Source organism: Kaistia algarum, from assembly GCF_026343945.1.
GTDB lineage: Bacteria > Pseudomonadota > Alphaproteobacteria > Rhizobiales > Kaistiaceae > Kaistia > Kaistia algarum.
The window spans coordinates 1,535,074-1,551,795 of sequence record NZ_JAPKNJ010000001.1; the positions used below are offsets into that span (position 1 = coordinate 1,535,074).

Genomic DNA, 16,722 nt, shown 5'->3' on the forward strand with positions numbered 1-16,722 from the left:
AAGGTCACGCCCGTGCCAGCCGACAGCTTCGTCGAGCCGCCCCGCAAGCAGCTCTTCCCGTCGATCGAGCCCTATGCCGTCCACCGCCTCAAGGTCTCTGACCTGCATGAGATTTATGTCGAGGAATGTGGCAATCCGAACGGCAAGCCCGTGTTGATGGTCCATGGCGGGCCGGGCGCCGGCTGCGGACCCAACATGCGGCGCTATCACGACCCCGAGGCCTATCGGATCATTCTCTTCGATCAGCGCGGCTGTGGCCGGTCCAGCCCGCATGCGGAGCTACGGGAGAACACGACCTGGGACCTCGTGGCCGACATGGAGCGTATCCGCGAGCATCTCGGCATCGATCGCTGGCAGATCTTCGGCGGGTCCTGGGGCTCCTGCCTCGGCCTCGCCTATGCCGAAACCCACCCCGAACGGGTAAGCGAAATGCTGCTGCGCGGCATCTTCACGCTGAGGCAGAGCGAGTTGCTGTGGTTTTACCAGGAGGGCGCTTCCTGGATCCTGCCGGAGGCGTTCGAGGCGTATCAGTCCGAGATCCCCGAGGCAGAGCGTGGCGACATGATCGGCGCCTATTACAAACGCCTGACGGGAGACGATGAAGCCACGCGGCTGAGCGCAGCGCGCGCCTGGAGCATGTGGGAGGGCGGCGCGCTGTCCCTGCTTCCCGATCCGAGCCGCGTTGCTGCCTTCGGGTCGCCCTATTACGCGCTCGCCTTCGCGCGGATCGAATGCCACTACTTCGTCCATCGCGGCTTTTTCGATCGCGACGACCATCTGCTTGCCCATGCCGATCGGATCGCCGACATTCCGGGCGCGATCATCCATGGGCGCTACGATCTCTGCACCCCGGTGGCGATCGCCTATGAGCTTTCCAAGGTCTGGCCGAAGGCCGAGTTGCGGATCGTCCCGGACGGCGGCCACGCCATGTCGGAGCCCGGCCTCGTGCATGAACTCGTCGCGGCGACAGAGCGGTTCAAGACCGCCTGATCGCCCGGATCGTCAGGTCCGGTTGTCGTCGCCGCGCTTCATTTCGCGCATCAGGCCAAAGAAGCGCCGCATCAGCTCCTCGCTGAAATCGAGGGCGCGCTGCGCTTCTTCGTCCGAGGAAAGATCGGGCGAAGCGACGGGCGCGGCCTTCTTGTCATGCTCGAGCGTCTCGACGCGCATGCGCAGCGCCGCCAGTTCGCGGACAAGCGTTTCGATCTGTTCACTAAGCGCCGACAGCCGGTCAGGCTGGTTCAGCACGTCCTCGGGTATCGTCGCGCAGCGCCACGGCGCGGCGGCATCCGCCGTTTCGCGCCGGCAATGGGAGACGATTCCGGTGCGGGTATCGAGCCGGACGAAACCGCCTTCCGAGGGCACCATGGTGAAGCGGCCAGCCTCCGGGACCGGGGCCTCTACGGGCGGGGGCGCATCCTCGGCCCGCGCCGACGGCAGGGCAACCCAGCTTGAAACCGTCAGCGAAAGGACGGCGATGCAGGCGGCAAGACCTCTCATGATCACGCTCCTCCGGCCCAGCCAGAACCAAGACTAGCACGCGCGGACGGCCGGCGGGCGACGCTTCGCCCGCTCGCCTCAACTGCCGCCGCCGGCTTCCTTCTGCCGTAACAGTCCGCTGACGACATGCACCGTACGGCGCAGCTCATCGAGCGCCTTTTCGATCTCGACCTTCTGCCCCTCCAGGATGCCGATCTGCTCGTTGAACCGCCGGAGCGCCAGTTGCATCTGCTGCACCTGACCGTCCTTCAGGTCGTAGAGCTCCAGCATGTCCTTGATCTCCATGAGCGAGAAGCCGACCTTCTTGCCCATGAGCACAAGTTTGAGCCGGCCACGATCGCGCCGGGAATAGATACGGTTCAGGCCGTCGCGGCTCGGATTGAGCAGGCCCTTGTCCTCATAGAAGCGCAAGGTGCGCAGCGTCACGCCGAATTCGCGCGACAGATCCCCGATGGTAAAGCTCGTCTGCCGATTGCCGTCGGGAATTCCCGTCGCATCGATGTCGTCTCTCGAAATATCGGCAAACTGCGCCATACGCTTCCAACCCAAACTGCCGCCTAGACCCGCCTCTTCAACCAGCGACACAAATCATATCGAGGTCTTGCCGTGCGGATAGGGCAAGGTGAAGGCGGGCAGCTGTCATCATTGCCGCATCTTGGCGAACGGATCGCTCAGAAACGGTTAAATCTCCTTACCGAACCGTCGCCGCGATGCCTATCGGTTAACTCCCTGTTTACCATGATCGACCGAAACTCGCCTCCATGAGGGATTCGCCCGCCGGGCTGCGGCGACGGGGACCAGCAGAAAGATGCTCACCAGGGCGTCCAGGGGCCAGACGAGATGAGATCGGGCAGCAGATCCGGCTATGAGGTCAGCGAAAGCGGCTCCGCCCAACCGCCGCGACCGAAGGGCTCACTGAGATCGGGCGACGAGGCAAGCGCCGCGCGTATCGCTGCGCTTTCGGCCCTTGTCGACGAACTCAGCGGCCAGATCGATGCGATCGAGGGATCCTCGCGACGCGAGGCCATACGGCGCGGCGTGAGGCAGGCTGCCGCGCAACCCGAACCCCGGCCGGTTCGGTCAGAGCCATCCCGCCCCGACCCACAAACCGAACGCCTCGGCGCCATCGAAAGCCGGCTGGCCGCCATCGCCGCGCAGATCGCCAAGCGCGAGGCACCGGCCCAAGCCTCGCCGACACCTCGGCGCGAAGAAATCGGCCCTCTGCAGTCGGCCATTGCCGAGATTTCGGCCCGCCAGCAGACGATCGATCGCGTCAGCGGTCCGAAGCTCCCTGCCGTCGACACGATCGCCCTCGAAGATGCGTTGCAGGCGCTGCGCGAGGAGATCGTCGCACTGGATCGCCGCATCGTCAGCGAAGTGCGACGCGGCGAGGAATTCGGCCGTTCGCTGCGCTCGGAACTCGTTGAGCGGGCGAGCCCGCCGGCATCGTCCGCGACCGAGGCCGCCCTTGCCGGGCTGCGCTCCGATCTCGCCGGCATCCGGCAGGGGCTGGAGCTTGCCGCGCGCGAGACGACGCTCGCCAGCGTCGAATCGGGCTATGGCCACATGATCGAGCGGCTCGACGATATCGTCCGCCGTGTTCCCGAGCGCGAGCGGCTCGACACGATCAGCCGGGAGATTGCCCGGTTGGCCGACAGGGTCGAGCAGGCACCACGTCCGCGCGAGATCGATGGCGAACTCGAGGACATCCGCAACGCCATCGCCTCGATCGCGACGCGGCGGCCGGACGATACGCTTTCCGTGCAGATCGCGGAGCTTCGGCAGGCCGTCGAGCGGATCGGCGAGACGGCGGGCCGCACCGGCGACGTGTCGCGGATCGAAGACCGTCTTGACGCCATCGCGGGACGGCTGGACGGCTCGGGGGAGCGGCGGCTTGCTGATCTCGCCACGGCCATCGAGAAACTCGCCGCGCGGCCGCGCGAGAATGTCGACCTCTCGCATATCGAGCGCGACATCGGCGCGATGCGGCGCGAAATCGACGGCTTCGCAAAGGGCACCGACCCAGTCGTGCTGATCCGCCTGGAACAGCAGGTGGCGGCCATTCGCTCGGCGCTTGAAGAGAAGCTGCCCGTTCAGGGAGATCTCCATTCGGCGGCGCTGCTGCGCCTGGAAGAGCGGCTGGACGCCTTGGCCGGCCGGTTCGACGCGATCGCCGATCTTCCGAACCTGATCGCTCCGGCTTCCGGCGAGGCCCTTGCCGGGCTCCGCTCGGAGATTGCCGACCTTCGAAGCGACGTCGTGCAGCGCCAGCCGGCGCGCTTCGACGAGATCGAAGATCAGATGCGCCATCTGGTCCGGCGCCTCGACGACGCGGCGAGCCGCGAGGACGGTCCGGGGCTGGCATCGCTCGAAGCCCAGGTCGGAGCGCTCGCCGAAAAGCTGGCCTTTGCCGAGCCCGGCGCCGATGCGCTGTCCAAGGTCGAAGCCAATCTCGACCGGCTGCAGCAACTGCTCGCCGATGCACGGCACGAGACGATCGAGACCGCCCGCGTGACGGCCCGCACGACGCTGGAGGAATTCGCCGGCTCGCTCGCTTCCGGCCATGACGACGAGATGGTTCGCGCCCTGCGCGAGGATCTGCGCCGCCTGCAGGATGCGGCGCTCCATTCCGACCGGCAGAACCAGGACACGCTCGAGGCGGTGCACGACACGCTCGCCAAGGTCGTCGACCGGATCGCCCAGCTGGAGGCCGAGGACAGCGGCCACGCGGCGACCTATTCTTCCATCAAGGAGCGCGCCCGCAGCGCCGTCCCGGCTCGTCCCATGGCGGGGGATTTGCCCGAAGATCACCGCCCGCTGGCTCCCGGATCCGGCAAGCCCGACGTTGCCGGCGTCTCGATTCGGCCGGAAGGCGACGTCGCGGTTCGTGCGGGCGACCGCAAGGCCGATTTCATTGCCGCCGCGCGCCGCGCCGCCCAGGCTGCCCAGGTCGAGACCGCCAAGGCCCGCGCCGAGGAGCGTGAGGCCAGCGAAGCGGACGAGAAGCCGGGGCCGTTCGCCCGGATCGGCCAAGCGCTGCGCTCCCGCCGCCGCCCGCTCGTGCTCGCCATCGCCGCTGTCGTTCTGGCGATTGGCGCCGCCAAGCTCGGTCCTCCCCTGCAGGACCGGATTGTCGAAGCCCTTGCACCGGCCGTCGCGATCGATCGCACGAGCGATCTGGACCCGACCGCGACCGGCTCGGTGGCGAAGCCGGTGCGCAATGCCGCCGCCAATCCGGCACCCGCTCCCGTGGCGCCAAAGCCGGCAATTGTCGCCGCCTCGCCCATGGTCGCCCCGAAGCCGAACAGCGAAGCGATCGCCTTCTCGCAGGATCCGTTCTCAGGCTATCTGAGCGCCGCCGCCGTCCCGCCGACGCCCGAGATCGAGAAATCGACGGCCTCCTCACTGGACTATGCGCTCGTTCAGGCCGCTGCAACCAAGGGCGACCCGATCGCCGCCTTCGTGATGGCCCGGCACCTCGCCGAACCCGCCATCGGCAAGCCGGACATCAAGCTCGCCGCTGAATGGTATGAGCGCTCGGCCAAAGCCGGCTTCGCGCTCGCCCAATATCGTGTCGGCAGCCTCTATGAGCGCGGCGACGGCGTGAAGCTCGACGTCGCCCTAGCGCAACGCTGGTATGAGAAGGCCAGCCTGCAGGGCAATGCACGCGCCACGCACAACCTCGCCGTCCTGATCAGCGAGGGCGCCAATGGCCAGCCGGACTACAAGCGTGCCGCCTCGCTGTTCGAGGTCGCGGCTGCTTATGGCGTCGCCGACAGCCAGTACAATCTCGGCGTTCTCTATGCGCGCGGCCTCGGCGTGCCGGTCAATATGGTCCAGTCCTACAAATGGTTCGCCCTCGCGGCGCTGCAGGGCGACACCGATTCCGGCCAGCGGCGCGACGAGGTCGCGAAGGCGATGAAGCCGGGCGACCTGGCCACGGCGCGGATCGCCGTGCAGGGCTTCCAGCCGACGCCGGTCGACCCCGTCGCCAACAACGAGCCGGCACCCGATCCAGCCTGGTTCGCCGCACCGGCGGCAACGTCCATGACCGACCGGGCGACGAGCAAGGCCGGCTCGGCCACCTGAGACATCGCCACTTCGCCGCTTGGCGGAGCGGCCGCACCACCTTGTTTCCTCGCGTTCTTCCGGGCGCGAGGCGGCTTTCCTCTCGATCGAGGACGCTCCAGAGGCCTCAAACCGCAGCGGTTCAACCGTGCAGATCTACCTCCCCATCGCCGAACTGCCGGTGAACATGTTCCTGATCTTCGGCATGGGGGGCGCCGTCGGCTTTCTATCGGGCCTCTTCGGCGTCGGCGGCGGCTTCCTGCTGACGCCGCTGCTGATCTTCTCCGGAATTCCGCCGGCCGTGGCCGTGGCGAGCACGACGGCCCAGGTCGTCGCCTCCTCCTCCTCGGCGGCGATCAGCTATTGGCGGCGGCAACTGATCGATTTCAAGCTCGCCGGCGTGCTGGTGGTTGCGGGCATCATCGGCTCGTCGATCGGCGTTGCGATCTTCAGCCTGCTGCGCCGCCTCGGCCAGCTCGATCTGCTGATCTCCTTTGGCTACGTCACCTTTCTCGGCCTCGTCGGCAGCCTGATGCTGGTCGAATCCGTCCGCGCCATCATCAACGCCCGCCGCGGGCGCCCGGCGCCGCTGCGACGGCCGGGGCAGCATAATTGGGCGCATGGGCTGCCGTTCAAGATGCGCTTCAAGCGCTCGAAGCTCTATGTCAGCGTCATCCCGATTCTCGCCATCGGCGTCGGCATCGGCATGCTCGGCGCCCTGCTCGGCATTGGTGGCGGTTTCATCCTCGTGCCGGCGCTGATCTATCTGCTGCGCGTGCCGACCAGCATCGTCGTCGGCACCTCGCTGATCCAGATGATCGGGACCATGGCGGTGGCGACGATCTTGCAATCCGGCACGAACCACACCGTCGACGGTATATTGGCGCTGATCCTGATGGTCGGCGGCGTCATCGGCGCGCAGTTCGGCGCCAGGGTCGGCGCGCAGATCCGTGGCGACCAGTTGCGCGCGCTGCTGGCGCTTCTGGTCCTCGCCGTCGGAATCCGCTTTCTCGTCAATCTCCTGATCGAGCCTGCCGAGCTGTTTTCGCTGGCGACGCTGGCGGGCGACGCGCGATGACGGGCGTACGCGCCTGGCACGGTCTCGCCTGCCTCGCGCTTTTCCTCGCGGTCCTGCTGCCCGCAGAGCCTGCCGCCGCCGAAGACCTGATCTTCACGCTTTCGGCCAACCGAATCCGCATTCAGTCCGATTTCAGCGGCACGGGCCTGACGGCCTTCGGCGCCATCGAGCGCGATGCCGAGACCGTGTCGCGCGGTGCGGCCTATGACGTCGTGGTGGTGATGCGCGGGCCGAACGAGACGCTGGTGACACGGCGAAAGGACAGCTTCTTCGGTATCTGGCTCAATGGCGCGTCGCGAACCTTCGTCGACCTGCCATCGTTCTATCTGGTCAGCGCGTCGCGCCCGCTCGATCAGATCTCAACGCCGGCCATCCTGAAGCGCTACCAGATCGGCGCCGACAATCTCAGTCTTGAGACACTGGGCGGCCCGGACGCGGACGGATCGTTCCGAGGTGCGCTGACCCGCCTGAAGCAGCAGGCCGGCCTGTTTCTGGAGCAGCCCTACGGCGTGACCTTTCCGGGGACGACCGTGTTTCAGGCCAGTCTGGCGATCCCCGCCAATGTGCCGGTCGGCCAGTATCACGTCTCGGCCTATCTCTTCAGTGACAGCGCACTGCTCGCTACTGAGAATCTCGAGGTGGTTATCTCGAAAGCTGGATTCGAACAGGTCACCTTCGATCTCGCGCGCCACAGCGGCTTTCTCTACGGCATGATCTGCGTCGCGCTTGCGCTGCTGACGGGCTGGCTCGCCGGCGTAGTCTTCCGGCGCGACTGAAGTCACCTTCCAGCCGTTCGATCCGGCGCGGCGGCTTAAGCTTGCCTAGCTGCGGTTCATGTTGAGGAGACGCAGGATGATCCAGACCGGAATGACGACGACCGCTCCTAGCAGGAAATACGTCCAAATCCATTCGATCGCGCCGAAGCCCATGTTCCAGATGCGAAAGAAGAGCTGGCGTGCCTTGTCGACGATTTCCCAGGGCGTAAGACCGAGGGCAGAGAGGACGATGCCGACGATGAACGATACGACGATGAGGCGCAGCAGCACCTGGCCCGGCGAGCCGCCCATGAAGCGCTGAATTCCGTTCATCGTTTTCTTCCTCACATCCGAATCGCGACCGCCATCATATAGGGGCGGACTACCGCCGCGAAACGAGAGGAGTCACGGGCCTTCGTCTGCGATCATCGCTTCCAGCGTCTCGATCCGGTCGGCTTCGGCCGGCGGCTTGTCCCAGCGCAGGCGCGAGATGCGGGGAAAGCGCATCGCCACGCCAGAGCGATGGCGCGCCGACCGGTTCAGCCCCTCGAAGGCCACCTCGAAGACCAGCCCGAGATCGGCCCGATGCTCGACTTCGCGCACCGGACCGAAGCGATTGATGGTATGGCGGCGGACGAAACGGTCGATTTCCGCCAGTTCGTCGTCGGTGAAGCCGAAATAGGCCTTGCCGACCGGCACCAGTTCGTCGCCCGCCTCACCAGCCCGCCAGACGCCAAATGTATAGTCCGAATAGAAGGACGACCGCTTGCCATGTCCGCGCTGGGCATACATCAGCACCGCATCGATCACATAGGGATCGCGCTTCCACTTGAACCAAGGCCCCTTGGGCCGGCCGGGCTCATAGACCGAATCCCAGCGCTTCAGCATCACTCCTTCGATGATCGGTGCAGGCGGCGCGACGCGCTTCGCCAGAAGATCATCGAAATCGGCAAAAGGGAGGATCGGCGAGAGATCGATGCGTTTCGCCAGCGAGCCCGCGACGATGGTCTCAAGTCTTTGGCGGCGCTCGCGAAATGACAAGGCCCGCACATCCTGTTCGCCATCGACAAGGCAATCATAGGCGCGGATGAAGGCCGGATGGCTGATGATGAGCTTGCCGCTGACGCTCTTGCGGTTGAGGCGCTGCTGCAATTCAGAGAAGGTGCCTGCCTCGATCTGGTTATCCTTGGCCCGCCCGACCAGAAGCTCTCCGTCGATCGTCCCTTCGATGTCGAGGCCTTCCAGCACATCGGGAAAGGCGTCGCCGATATCATCGCCGGTCCGCGTATAGAGCCGGCGAACGCCGTGGTCGGACACGGCCTGGACGCGGATACCGTCCCATTTCCACTCGGCCGCATAGGCCTCCGGCACGATCCGTGGCCGGTCGGCCTCCTCCAGCGGTTGCGAGAGCATGACCGGGCGAAACGGCGCCCGCGCCGACGAGACCGGCTTTTCCGCTCGACCTTCGAGCCAGGCGAAGAGTTCGGCATAGGGCGGCTTCAAGCCGTGCCATAGTTCTTCTAGCTCGTTGACTTCCCTGGCGCCTATATCCGCCAATGCCTGTTTGGCGAGCCGCGCCGATATGCCGATACGCAATCCGCCGGTGACGAGTTTGAGCAGCGCCCAGCGGCCTGAGGGGTCAAGGTCATCGAGGAAGGCGGCCAACCGTTTCGGACCTTCCGAACGGGAGGAAGCGAGCAAAGACTCGACGATCGCGGCAAGCGAGGGTTTCCCTTGACGATCGGCCGCGGCCGCTGCCGCCTCGGCCGAGGGCTCCCATACCAGCGCGATGGTCTCAGCCAAATCACCAACATAATCATAGGAGTAGGCGAAGAGCACGGCATCCATGCGGTCGCTCGCCATCGCCCGCAGCATGGCGGGCTTGACCGAGGGGACGTCGAGTTCGCCGGTCAATGCGGCAAGCGCCCAGCCGCGATCCGGGTCGGGCGTTGCGCGGAAATAATCGGCGAGCAGGCGCAGTTTGGCGTTGCGCGACGGCGTCAGGATCAGGCGGTCGAGGAGAGCGGCGAAGGCCTGCATCAATCGCCCTCATCTTCATAGCCGACCATATGCAGCGGCTTGGCGCGAATGCCGGCCAGCTCGCACCAGCGCACCAATGCCTCCTCGCGGCCATGGGTGACCCAGACCTCGGCCGGCGCGATTTCTTCGATCGTCTCGATCAGTTCGTCCCAATCGCAATGGTCCGAGATGATCAGCGGCAATTCCACCCCGCGCTGCTTGGCGCGCTGTCGGATCGTCATCCAGCCCGAGGCGAAGCAAGCGACCGGATCGGGGAAGCGGCGGGCCCAGCGATCGGCGAAGGCGGAGGGCGGGCAGATGACGAGGGCGCCGGCAAAGTCCGTCTTGCGGCCGGTTTCGAGCGTCGCCGGCCGCAGTTCGCCAAGCGCAATGCCTTCCTCCTCATAGAGACGGCAAAGCTTCTCCAGGGCGCCATGGATATAGATCGGCGCGTCATAGCCTTCCTCGCGCAGCCGGCCAATGATCCGCTGGGCCTTACCGAGCGCATAGGCGCCGACGAGATGGGCGCGCTCAGGAAATTCCCGCATCGATTTCAACAGCTTGTGGATCTCCACGCTGTCATCCGGATGGCGGAACACCGGCAGGCCGAAGGTCGCCTCGGTAATGAAGACGTCGCAGGCAACAGGCTCGAAGGGCAGGCAGGTCGGATCGCGCCGGCGCTTATAGTCGCCCGAGACGACGATGCGACACCCTTTTGCCTCGACCGCGATCTGGGCCGAGCCAAGGACATGGCCCGCCGGATGGAAGCTGACCGTGACGTCGCCGATCCGCATCGCTTCGCCCATTTTCGCCACCTGGCTGCCTTTGGCGAAAGTCTCGCCATAGCGGGTCGCCATGATGCGCAAGGTCTCGGCGGTCGCCAGAACCTCGCCATGACCGGAGCGGGCATGGTCGGCATGGCCATGGGTAATCAGCGCCTTGGCCACCGGGCGAACTGGATCGATGTGGAAGCCGCCGAGCGGGCAACAGAGCCCATCCGGTCCGGGGGCGAGGAGTTGTTCGGGTCGGAGCATGGTGGGGCACATAGTGACCCCAATGCGCCAAGGGAAGAAAGGGTCCCTCTCCCGCGAGCGGGAGAGGCTGGGGTGAGGCTCTTGCTTGCCGCCTCGACAGGCGCCCTGTTCGATCCTACCTGTTGCCGGTGACCCAGCCCTCCGACCTCCTGCCGAAATCCTTCCGCGACTGGTTCGCTGCGCGCGGCTGGACGCCGCGCGCGCATCAATTGGCGTTGCTGGAGAAGGCGCGCGAAAAGCGTTCGGCCTTGCTGATCGCGCCCACCGGCGCCGGCAAGACGCTGGCCGGCTTCCTGCCGAGCCTTGCCGAGATCGCCGCCCTGCCACCGGCGGGACCGAAGGGGCGCGGGCCGCATACGCTCTATATCTCGCCACTCAAGGCGCTCGCCGTCGACATTGCCCGCAATCTCGAGGCGCCCGTCGCCGGCATCGGGCTCGATATTTCGATCGAGACGCGGACTGGCGATACGCCGGCGCATAAGCGCCAGCGGCAGAAGTTGAAGCCGCCCGACATTCTGCTCACCACGCCGGAGCAACTCGCCCTGCTTCTTTCCGGCTCCGATTCCGGACGCTTCTTCGCCGATCTCCAGACCGTCATCTTCGACGAATTGCATTCGCTGGTGACGGCGAAGCGCGGCGACCTGCTGGCGCTCGGCCTCGCACGGCTGCGGCAGATCCGGCCGGAGCTGCGCGCCGTCGGCCTCTCGGCGACCGTGGCGGAGCCGGATGATCTCCGGCGCTGGCTGATGCCGCAGGCTGTTGATCAGCCGGCTAACCATGCCGATCTCGTCACCGTCGCCGGCGGCGCGAAGCCCGATGTTACGATCCTCGATACCGAGACGCGCATTCCCTGGGCCGGCCATTCCGCCGTGCATGCGATGGACGCGATCTATGCGGCGATAAAGGCGAGCCGCATGGTGCTGGTCTTCGTCAATACGCGTAGCCAGGCCGAGCGCATCTTTCAGGAACTCTGGCGCGTCAACGAGGATGGCCTGCCGATCGCCCTGCACCATGGCTCGCTCGATGTCGGCCAGCGGCGACGCGTCGAGGCGGCGATGGCGACGTCGAGCCTTCGATGCGTGGTGTGCACCTCGACGCTCGATCTCGGCATCGACTGGGGCGATGTCGATCTCGTCGTCAATGTCGGCGCGCCGAAGGGTGCGAGCCGCCTCGCGCAACGTATCGGCCGCGCCAATCACCGCATGGACGAGCCCTCGCGGGCGTTGCTGGTGCCGGCGAACCGCTTCGAGGTGATGGAATGCACCGTGGCGCTCGAAGCGAGTCTCACCGGCGCGCAGGATACGCCGCGCCTTCGAACCGGCGCGCTCGACGTGCTGGCGCAGCATGTCCTCGGCATGGCCTGCGCTGCACCCTTTGCCGACGAAACACTTTTTGACGAAATCCGCTCCGCCGCGCCTTATGCGAGCCTCGACCGCGAGACCTTCGACCGGATCGTCGATTTCGTCGCCACCGGCGGCTATGCGCTCAAGACCTATGATCGCTTCGCCAAGATAAGGCGTGGCAAGGACGGACTCTTCCGCATCACGCATCCGCAGGTGGCACAGCAATATCGGTTGAACGTCGGCACGATCGTCGAGGCGCCGCTGCTGAAGGTCCGCCTCGCCTCGCGACGCAGCGGCGGTCCGATCGGCATGGGCGGGCGAGTGCTGGGCGAGGTCGAGGAATATTTCGCCGAGCAATTGGCGCCGGGCGACACGTTTCTCTTCGCCGGGCTGATCGTGAAGCTGGAGGGCATTCGCGACAATAATGTCGTCGTCTCCCGGGCCGAGGGCGAGACGCCGAAAGTGCCGGCCTATAATGGCGGCAAGTTTCCGCTCTCGACCTATCTCGCCGACGGCGTACGCGGCCTTCTGGCCGACGAAAGCGCATGGAGTCGCCTACCCGACCAGGTTTCCGACTGGCTGCGCATTCAGAAAGAGGCGTCCGTCCTTCCCGGCCGCGACGAACTTCTGGTCGAGACGTTCCCGCGCGGCGGGCGCTTCTACATGGTCGCCTATCCGTTCGAGGGTCGCCTTGCCCACCAGACGCTCGGCATGCTGCTGACGCGCCGTCTCGAACGAGCGAAGCTGCGGCCGATGGGCTTCGTCGCCTCGGATTATGCCTTGGCCGTGTGGGGACTTGGCGACATGGGCCGCGCCTTTCGTCTTGAGAAGCCGTCTGTCGGCGAACTCTTCGACGCCGACATGCTGGGCGACGATCTCGACGCCTGGCTCGCCGAAAGCCACCTATTGAAGCGCACGTTCCGCTCCTGCGCGCTCATCTCCGGCCTGATCGAGCGCCGCCATCCCGGCAAGGAGAAGAGCGGACGGCAGGTGACGATCTCGACGGATTTGATCTACGACGTGCTGCGCCAGCACGAGCCGGATCATATCCTGATGCGCGCCACCTGGGCCGACGCGGCGACCGGCCTCCTCGATATCGGCCGACTCTCCAACATGCTGGCCCGGGTCGAGGGCCACATATTGTGGAAGCCGCTGGAGCGCATCTCGCCGCTCGCCGTGCCGGTCATGCTGGACATCGGCAAGGAACCGGTGGCCGGCCAGGCCAATGAGGACATATTGCGGGAGAATGCGGACGATCTGGTTCGCGAGGCGATGGGCGAGGCGGGGGACGGGCTTTGAGCGGCCCTACGCCACCTTCTTCTGATACCCGTCCGGTTCGCTGCCCGGAGCCAGGCTTACGCGCAGGCCGTCGAGATCGTCGGACATCAGGATCTGGCAGGAGAGGCGCGAGTTCGACTTGACCAGCATGGCGTCGTCGAGGCGCTCTTCCTCCTCGTCGCTGACGGGGATGAGGCGGTCATACCATTCCGGATCGACATAGACATGGCAGGTGGCGCAGGCGAGCGCGCCGCCACATTCGGCCTTGATGCCGATATCCCAGTCGCGGATCACTTCCATGACCCGCCAGCCTTCGAGAGCCTCGAGTTCATGCTCGACGCCGTCATGATCGGTGACGAAGATCTTCATTGGGTTCTTCCCGCTATTCCGCCGCCCGCGCGGCCGGACGGCGCGCCCAGGGCCGCGTGCCCGCCGGAACCTCGTTGGGCTCGAAAGCCGGCTGCAGATATTCGGGAACCTCGGGCCAGCGGCCTTCGGCGAGGCCCTTGATGACCAGCGGATTTTCCGTCTCGAAGGCGTCGAAGCCGACGCGCTTCAGAAGCGGAATCTGGTCGAGGAAGAAATCGCCGATCGCCCGAAGCTCGCCAGCGAAACCATCCCGCTCGCGCAGGAGACGGCCGACCGAGAAGGCGCGGCCATCGGCGAATTTCGGCAGCGAGGCGGCGATGACCGCGATCCGCGGCAGGTCCTGCACGATGGAAGGCCAATCCGTACCCGGATCGATGCGAACACCGAACGGAGTGGAGCGGGCGAGCAGCGCCTCGCGCTCGTCCCGGAATCGCGCCAGCGACACGATCACCGCCTCGCCATTCAAGATTTCCGCGTCGTCGCCGACATGGCGAAAACCGTCCTCGACGAAGGTTCCGTTCTTGAAGAGTGCCATTTCAGATGCCGCTTCCGTCGCTCTCGCCAAGGTGGATACCACATTCCGTCTTGTCGAGGCCACGCCAGCGGCCGGCGCGCTCGTCCTCGCCCGGTTTCACCTTGGAGGTGCAGGGCTGGCAGCCGATCGAGGGGTAGCCTTGCGCCACCAGAGGATGCCTCGGAAGGTCCTGCTCGGCCAGATAGGATTTGAGTTCGGCCGACGACCAGGAAACCAGCGGATTGACCTTGATCCGGGCGCCGTCGAGCTCGAAGAACTGGATCTCGGCCCGCGTCGCCGCCTGGAAGCGCTTGCGGCCCGTAAACCAGGCGTCGAAGCCGGCAAGCGCGCGCGTCAGCGGCTCGGTCTTGCGGATGTGGCAGCATTGGTCCGCATCGGTCATCCAGAGCGCCTTGTATCGGTCCTTCTCGGCGAGCGCCGCCGGGTCGGGCGCGACGGTGCGCACATTGGTGAGGCCCAACCGATCGATCAGCGTATCGCGATAGGCGAGCGTCTCGGGGAACAGCCGCTGCGTGTCGATGAAGACGACGGGCACGGTGCGGTCGACCGAGGCGACGACATGCAGCAGCACAGCCGATTCGGCGCCGAAGGACGAGACCAGCGCGATCCGGCCCGGAAACAGGTCGAACAGGGCGCGCTCGACGATCTCGCGCGAGGAGAGGTTGCTGAAGCGCGCATTGAGGGTCGCCGCTTCGTCGAGACCGGCGTTTTCATGATCGAAAGGCGGAATATCGACCGCGGCGCCCGGAAAGCCGAGATCAAGCCGTGCCATAGAGCGCCTCCTTGAACGGCGCCTGGCCGAGGCGGCGATAGGCGGCGAGGAAGGACTCGTCGGGCGAAGTGCGGCTGGCGAGATAGGTGTTCACCAAGGTCTCGACCGCGTCGACGATCGTCTCCGTCGAGAAGCCATGGCCGATGATGTGGCCGATCGCGGCATCCTCCGCGCCCGAGCCGCCGAGCGAGATCTGGTAAAATTCCTCGCCCTTCTTCTCGACGCCCAGAATGCCGATATGGCCGACATGGTGATGGCCGCAGGCATTGATGCAGCCGGAGATCTTGATCTTCAATTCGCCGATTTCGCGCTGGCGGGCGGTATCGCCGAAACGCTGCGAGATGCGCTGGGCGAGCGGGATCGAGCGGGCATTGGCGAGCGCGCAGTAATCGAGGCCCGGACAGGCGATGATGTCGGTGACGAGCCCGGCATTGGCGACGGCGAGATCGGCGGCGACAAGCGCATCGTAAATGGCGCGAAGATCTGTCTCCGCCACATGCGGCAGGATCAGGTTCTGCTCATGGCTGACGCGGATCTCGTCATGGGCGAAACGCTCGGCGATGTCGGCAACGGCGTCCATCTGGTCGGCGGTCGCGTCGCCCGGCGTGCCGCCGATCGCCTTCAGCGATATGGTCACGGACACATGGCCAGGCACACGATGCGGGAAGGTGTTGCGGGTGACGAAGGCGTCGAATTCGGGATCGGCGCGGCGCGCTTTCGCGAGGTCCGCGCTCGGCGGTAGCGGGCGCAGAGCATCGGGGGCCGCGAAATAGGCGCGGATGCGCTCGACCTCGTCGGCGGGCAGCTTGAGCGCGCCATGGCGGATGCGCTCCCACTCTTCCTCGACCTGGCGCCCGATCTCATCCGCGCCGGTTTCGTGGACGAGGATCTTGATACGTGCCTTGTACTTGTTATCGCGCCTGCCGTTCAGATTATAAACGCGAAGGATCGCCTCGCTGTAGGAAAGAAGATCCTCTTCCGGCAGGAAGTCGCGGATCTTCTTGGCGATCATCGGCGTGCGGCCCTGGCCGCCACCAATATAGACGGCGAAGCCGATGCGGCCGGCCTCGTCGCGCTTCAGCTGCAGGCCGATGTCATGGACCTGGATCGCGGCGCGGTCGCGCTCGGCGCCGGTGACGGCGACCTTGAACTTCCTCGGCAGGAACAGGAATTCGGGGTGCAGCGAGGACCATTGCCGCAAGATCTCGGCATAGGGCCGCGGATCGGCGACCTCGTCGGCGGCGGCGCCGGCGAAATGATCCGCCGTGACGTTGCGGATGCAATTGCCCGAGGTCTGGATCGCGTGCATCTCGACCTCGGCCAGTTCGGCCAGGATATCGGGGATGTCCGAGAGCTTCGGCCAGTTGAACTGCAAATTCTGCCGCGTTGTGAAATGACCATAGCCACGATCGTAGCGGCGCGCGATATGCGCCAGCTTGCGCATCTGCCGGCCATTCAGCGTGCCATAGGGCACGGCAATGCGCAGCATATAGGCATGGAGCTGCAGATAGACGCCGTTCTGCAGGCGCAGCGGCTTGAACTGGTCCTCGGTCAATTCGCCGGAAACGCGGCGCTCGACCTGGTCGCGGAACTGCGCGACGCGGGCCTGCACGAACTCATGGTCGAACTCGTCGTAGCGATACATCACTCAACTCGCTTGGTTGGCAGCGCGCTCGGCCAGTTCCGCCTCGCCATAGGCGACAGTCGGACCCTTGGCGGCGCGGATCCGCTCGCGAAGTCGCAGCGGTACCGGAATCCCTTCGGCAAGCTCGACGTCGATCTCATAGGGTTCGACGACGATCTGCGCGTCGCTCTGCGCCTTGGCATAGGCCAGCGCCTCGTCCAATTCGCCCGTGCCGATGATCCGCGAATGCGCCAGTTCGATCGACCAGCCGCCGGAAGGTGTCAGGAAGACGACAAGGCCGCCGCGCAAATCATTGGCCGTGATGATCTTCTGGCTCATGCCGCTCC

General features: G+C 65.8%; 15 protein-coding genes. 5 read left to right on the top strand and 10 right to left on the bottom strand.

The window, feature by feature from the left end; translation table 11 throughout:
- The first annotated feature begins 12 nt into the window (after positions 1 to 12).
- Complete coding sequence (pip, locus tag OSH05_RS07410) at positions 13 to 990, top strand: prolyl aminopeptidase (RefSeq protein ID WP_104216858.1); 978 nt, start codon at positions 13 to 15, stop codon at positions 988 to 990.
- A 12-nt stretch (positions 991 to 1,002) separates the two neighbouring features.
- Here pip and OSH05_RS07415 read toward each other — a convergent pair whose 3' ends face one another.
- Both OSH05_RS07415 and OSH05_RS07420 read right to left on the bottom strand, forming a co-directional pair.
- A complete protein-coding gene (locus OSH05_RS07415) occupies positions 1,003 to 1,500 on the bottom strand; it encodes a hypothetical protein (protein WP_104216857.1) in 498 nt (165 codons plus the stop codon).
- Positions 1,501 to 1,578: 78 nt separating this feature from the next.
- On the bottom strand, positions 1,579 to 2,034 hold the full coding sequence (locus tag OSH05_RS07420) for a MerR family transcriptional regulator (protein ID WP_104216856.1): 456 nt from the start codon (positions 2,032 to 2,034) through the stop codon (positions 1,579 to 1,581).
- A gap of 306 nt (positions 2,035 to 2,340) precedes the next feature.
- Here OSH05_RS07420 and OSH05_RS07425 point away from each other — a divergent pair, with 306 nt between their 5' ends.
- The 3 genes from OSH05_RS07425 (at position 2,341) to OSH05_RS07435 (ending at position 7,422) form a co-directional block, all read left to right on the top strand.
- Positions 2,341 to 5,589 (top strand): SEL1-like repeat protein, encoded by a 3,249-nt coding sequence (locus OSH05_RS07425; protein ID WP_104216855.1) that lies wholly within the window; start codon positions 2,341 to 2,343, stop codon positions 5,587 to 5,589.
- A 127-nt stretch (positions 5,590 to 5,716) separates the two neighbouring features.
- Positions 5,717 to 6,646 carry a sulfite exporter TauE/SafE family protein gene (locus tag OSH05_RS07430; protein ID WP_104217630.1) on the top strand — a complete coding sequence of 310 codons (930 nt, stop codon included), beginning with the start codon at positions 5,717 to 5,719 and terminating at the stop codon, positions 6,644 to 6,646.
- Entirely contained in the window at positions 6,643 to 7,422 is a 780-nt protein-coding gene (locus OSH05_RS07435) for a TIGR02186 family protein (protein ID WP_104216854.1), read from the top strand. The genes OSH05_RS07430 and OSH05_RS07435 overlap by 4 nt, the downstream gene beginning before the upstream one ends.
- A 45-nt stretch (positions 7,423 to 7,467) precedes the next feature.
- Here OSH05_RS07435 and OSH05_RS07440 read toward each other — a convergent pair whose 3' ends face one another.
- The 3 genes from OSH05_RS07440 to OSH05_RS07450 form a co-directional block, all read right to left on the bottom strand.
- Positions 7,468 to 7,734, bottom strand: a complete 267-nt coding sequence (locus tag OSH05_RS07440; RefSeq protein WP_104216853.1) for a DUF6460 domain-containing protein — start codon at positions 7,732 to 7,734, stop codon at positions 7,468 to 7,470.
- Between the two features lie 72 nt (positions 7,735 to 7,806).
- Positions 7,807 to 9,441, bottom strand: coding sequence for a cisplatin damage response ATP-dependent DNA ligase (locus tag OSH05_RS07445; RefSeq protein WP_104216852.1), 1,635 nt, complete (start codon positions 9,439 to 9,441; stop codon positions 7,807 to 7,809).
- Positions 9,441 to 10,454, bottom strand: a complete 1,014-nt coding sequence (locus OSH05_RS07450) for a ligase-associated DNA damage response exonuclease (protein ID WP_104217629.1) — start codon at positions 10,452 to 10,454, stop codon at positions 9,441 to 9,443. The genes OSH05_RS07445 and OSH05_RS07450 overlap by 1 nt, the downstream gene beginning before the upstream one ends.
- Positions 10,455 to 10,582: 128 nt before the next feature.
- Here OSH05_RS07450 and OSH05_RS07455 point away from each other — a divergent pair, with 128 nt between their 5' ends.
- The gene (locus OSH05_RS07455; protein ID WP_266352362.1) at positions 10,583 to 13,096 is read left to right on the top strand and encodes a ligase-associated DNA damage response DEXH box helicase; all 2,514 of its coding nucleotides are present in this window, start codon (positions 10,583 to 10,585) and stop codon (positions 13,094 to 13,096) included.
- A 6-nt stretch (positions 13,097 to 13,102) separates the two neighbouring features.
- Here the strand turns inward: OSH05_RS07455 and OSH05_RS07460 are convergent, their stop codons facing one another.
- Genes OSH05_RS07460 through OSH05_RS07480 form a run of 5 tightly spaced genes read right to left on the bottom strand, consistent with a single transcriptional unit; the run spans position 13,103 to position 16,714 of the window.
- Positions 13,103 to 13,444 carry a 2Fe-2S iron-sulfur cluster-binding protein gene (locus OSH05_RS07460; RefSeq protein WP_104216850.1) on the bottom strand — a complete coding sequence of 114 codons (342 nt, stop codon included), beginning with the start codon at positions 13,442 to 13,444 and terminating at the stop codon, positions 13,103 to 13,105.
- Positions 13,445 to 13,457: 13 nt separating this feature from the next.
- Positions 13,458 to 13,979, bottom strand: a complete 522-nt coding sequence (locus OSH05_RS07465) for a DUF934 domain-containing protein (RefSeq protein WP_104216849.1) — start codon at positions 13,977 to 13,979, stop codon at positions 13,458 to 13,460.
- 1 nt (position 13,980) lies between these two features.
- On the bottom strand, positions 13,981 to 14,751 hold the full coding sequence (locus OSH05_RS07470; RefSeq protein WP_207778667.1) for a phosphoadenylyl-sulfate reductase: 771 nt from the start codon (positions 14,749 to 14,751) through the stop codon (positions 13,981 to 13,983).
- Positions 14,738 to 16,396, bottom strand: a complete 1,659-nt coding sequence (locus OSH05_RS07475; protein ID WP_104216847.1) for a nitrite/sulfite reductase — start codon at positions 16,394 to 16,396, stop codon at positions 14,738 to 14,740. Before OSH05_RS07475 ends, OSH05_RS07470 begins: the two co-directional genes overlap by 14 nt.
- Positions 16,397 to 16,399: 3 nt before the next feature.
- Complete coding sequence (locus tag OSH05_RS07480) at positions 16,400 to 16,714, bottom strand: DUF2849 domain-containing protein (RefSeq protein ID WP_104216846.1); 315 nt, start codon at positions 16,712 to 16,714, stop codon at positions 16,400 to 16,402.
- Positions 16,715 to 16,722: the final 8 nt, after the last annotated feature.

Bases quoted from the DNA above. Each gene is read 5' to 3' on its own strand.
- OSH05_RS07415 (WP_104216857.1), bottom strand. From the start codon at position 1,500: ATGAGAGGTCTTGCCGCCTGCATCGCCGTCCTTTCGCTGACGGTTTCA.
- OSH05_RS07420 (WP_104216856.1), bottom strand. From the start codon at position 2,034: ATGGCGCAGTTTGCCGATATTTCGAGAGACGACATCGATGCGACGGGA.
- OSH05_RS07425 (WP_104216855.1), top strand. From the start codon at position 2,341: ATGAGATCGGGCAGCAGATCCGGCTATGAGGTCAGCGAAAGCGGCTCC.
- OSH05_RS07435 (WP_104216854.1), top strand. From the start codon at position 6,643: ATGACGGGCGTACGCGCCTGGCACGGTCTCGCCTGCCTCGCGCTTTTC.
- OSH05_RS07440 (WP_104216853.1), bottom strand. From the start codon at position 7,734: ATGAACGGAATTCAGCGCTTCATGGGCGGCTCGCCGGGCCAGGTGCTG.
- OSH05_RS07445 (WP_104216852.1), bottom strand. From the start codon at position 9,441: ATGCAGGCCTTCGCCGCTCTCCTCGACCGCCTGATCCTGACGCCGTCG.
- OSH05_RS07450 (WP_104217629.1), bottom strand. From the start codon at position 10,454: ATGCTCCGACCCGAACAACTCCTCGCCCCCGGACCGGATGGGCTCTGT.
- OSH05_RS07460 (WP_104216850.1), bottom strand. From the start codon at position 13,444: ATGAAGATCTTCGTCACCGATCATGACGGCGTCGAGCATGAACTCGAG.
- OSH05_RS07465 (WP_104216849.1), bottom strand. From the start codon at position 13,979: ATGGCACTCTTCAAGAACGGAACCTTCGTCGAGGACGGTTTTCGCCAT.
- OSH05_RS07470 (WP_207778667.1), bottom strand. From the start codon at position 14,751: ATGGCACGGCTTGATCTCGGCTTTCCGGGCGCCGCGGTCGATATTCCG.
- OSH05_RS07475 (WP_104216847.1), bottom strand. From the start codon at position 16,396: ATGTATCGCTACGACGAGTTCGACCATGAGTTCGTGCAGGCCCGCGTC.
- OSH05_RS07480 (WP_104216846.1), bottom strand. From the start codon at position 16,714: ATGAGCCAGAAGATCATCACGGCCAATGATTTGCGCGGCGGCCTTGTC.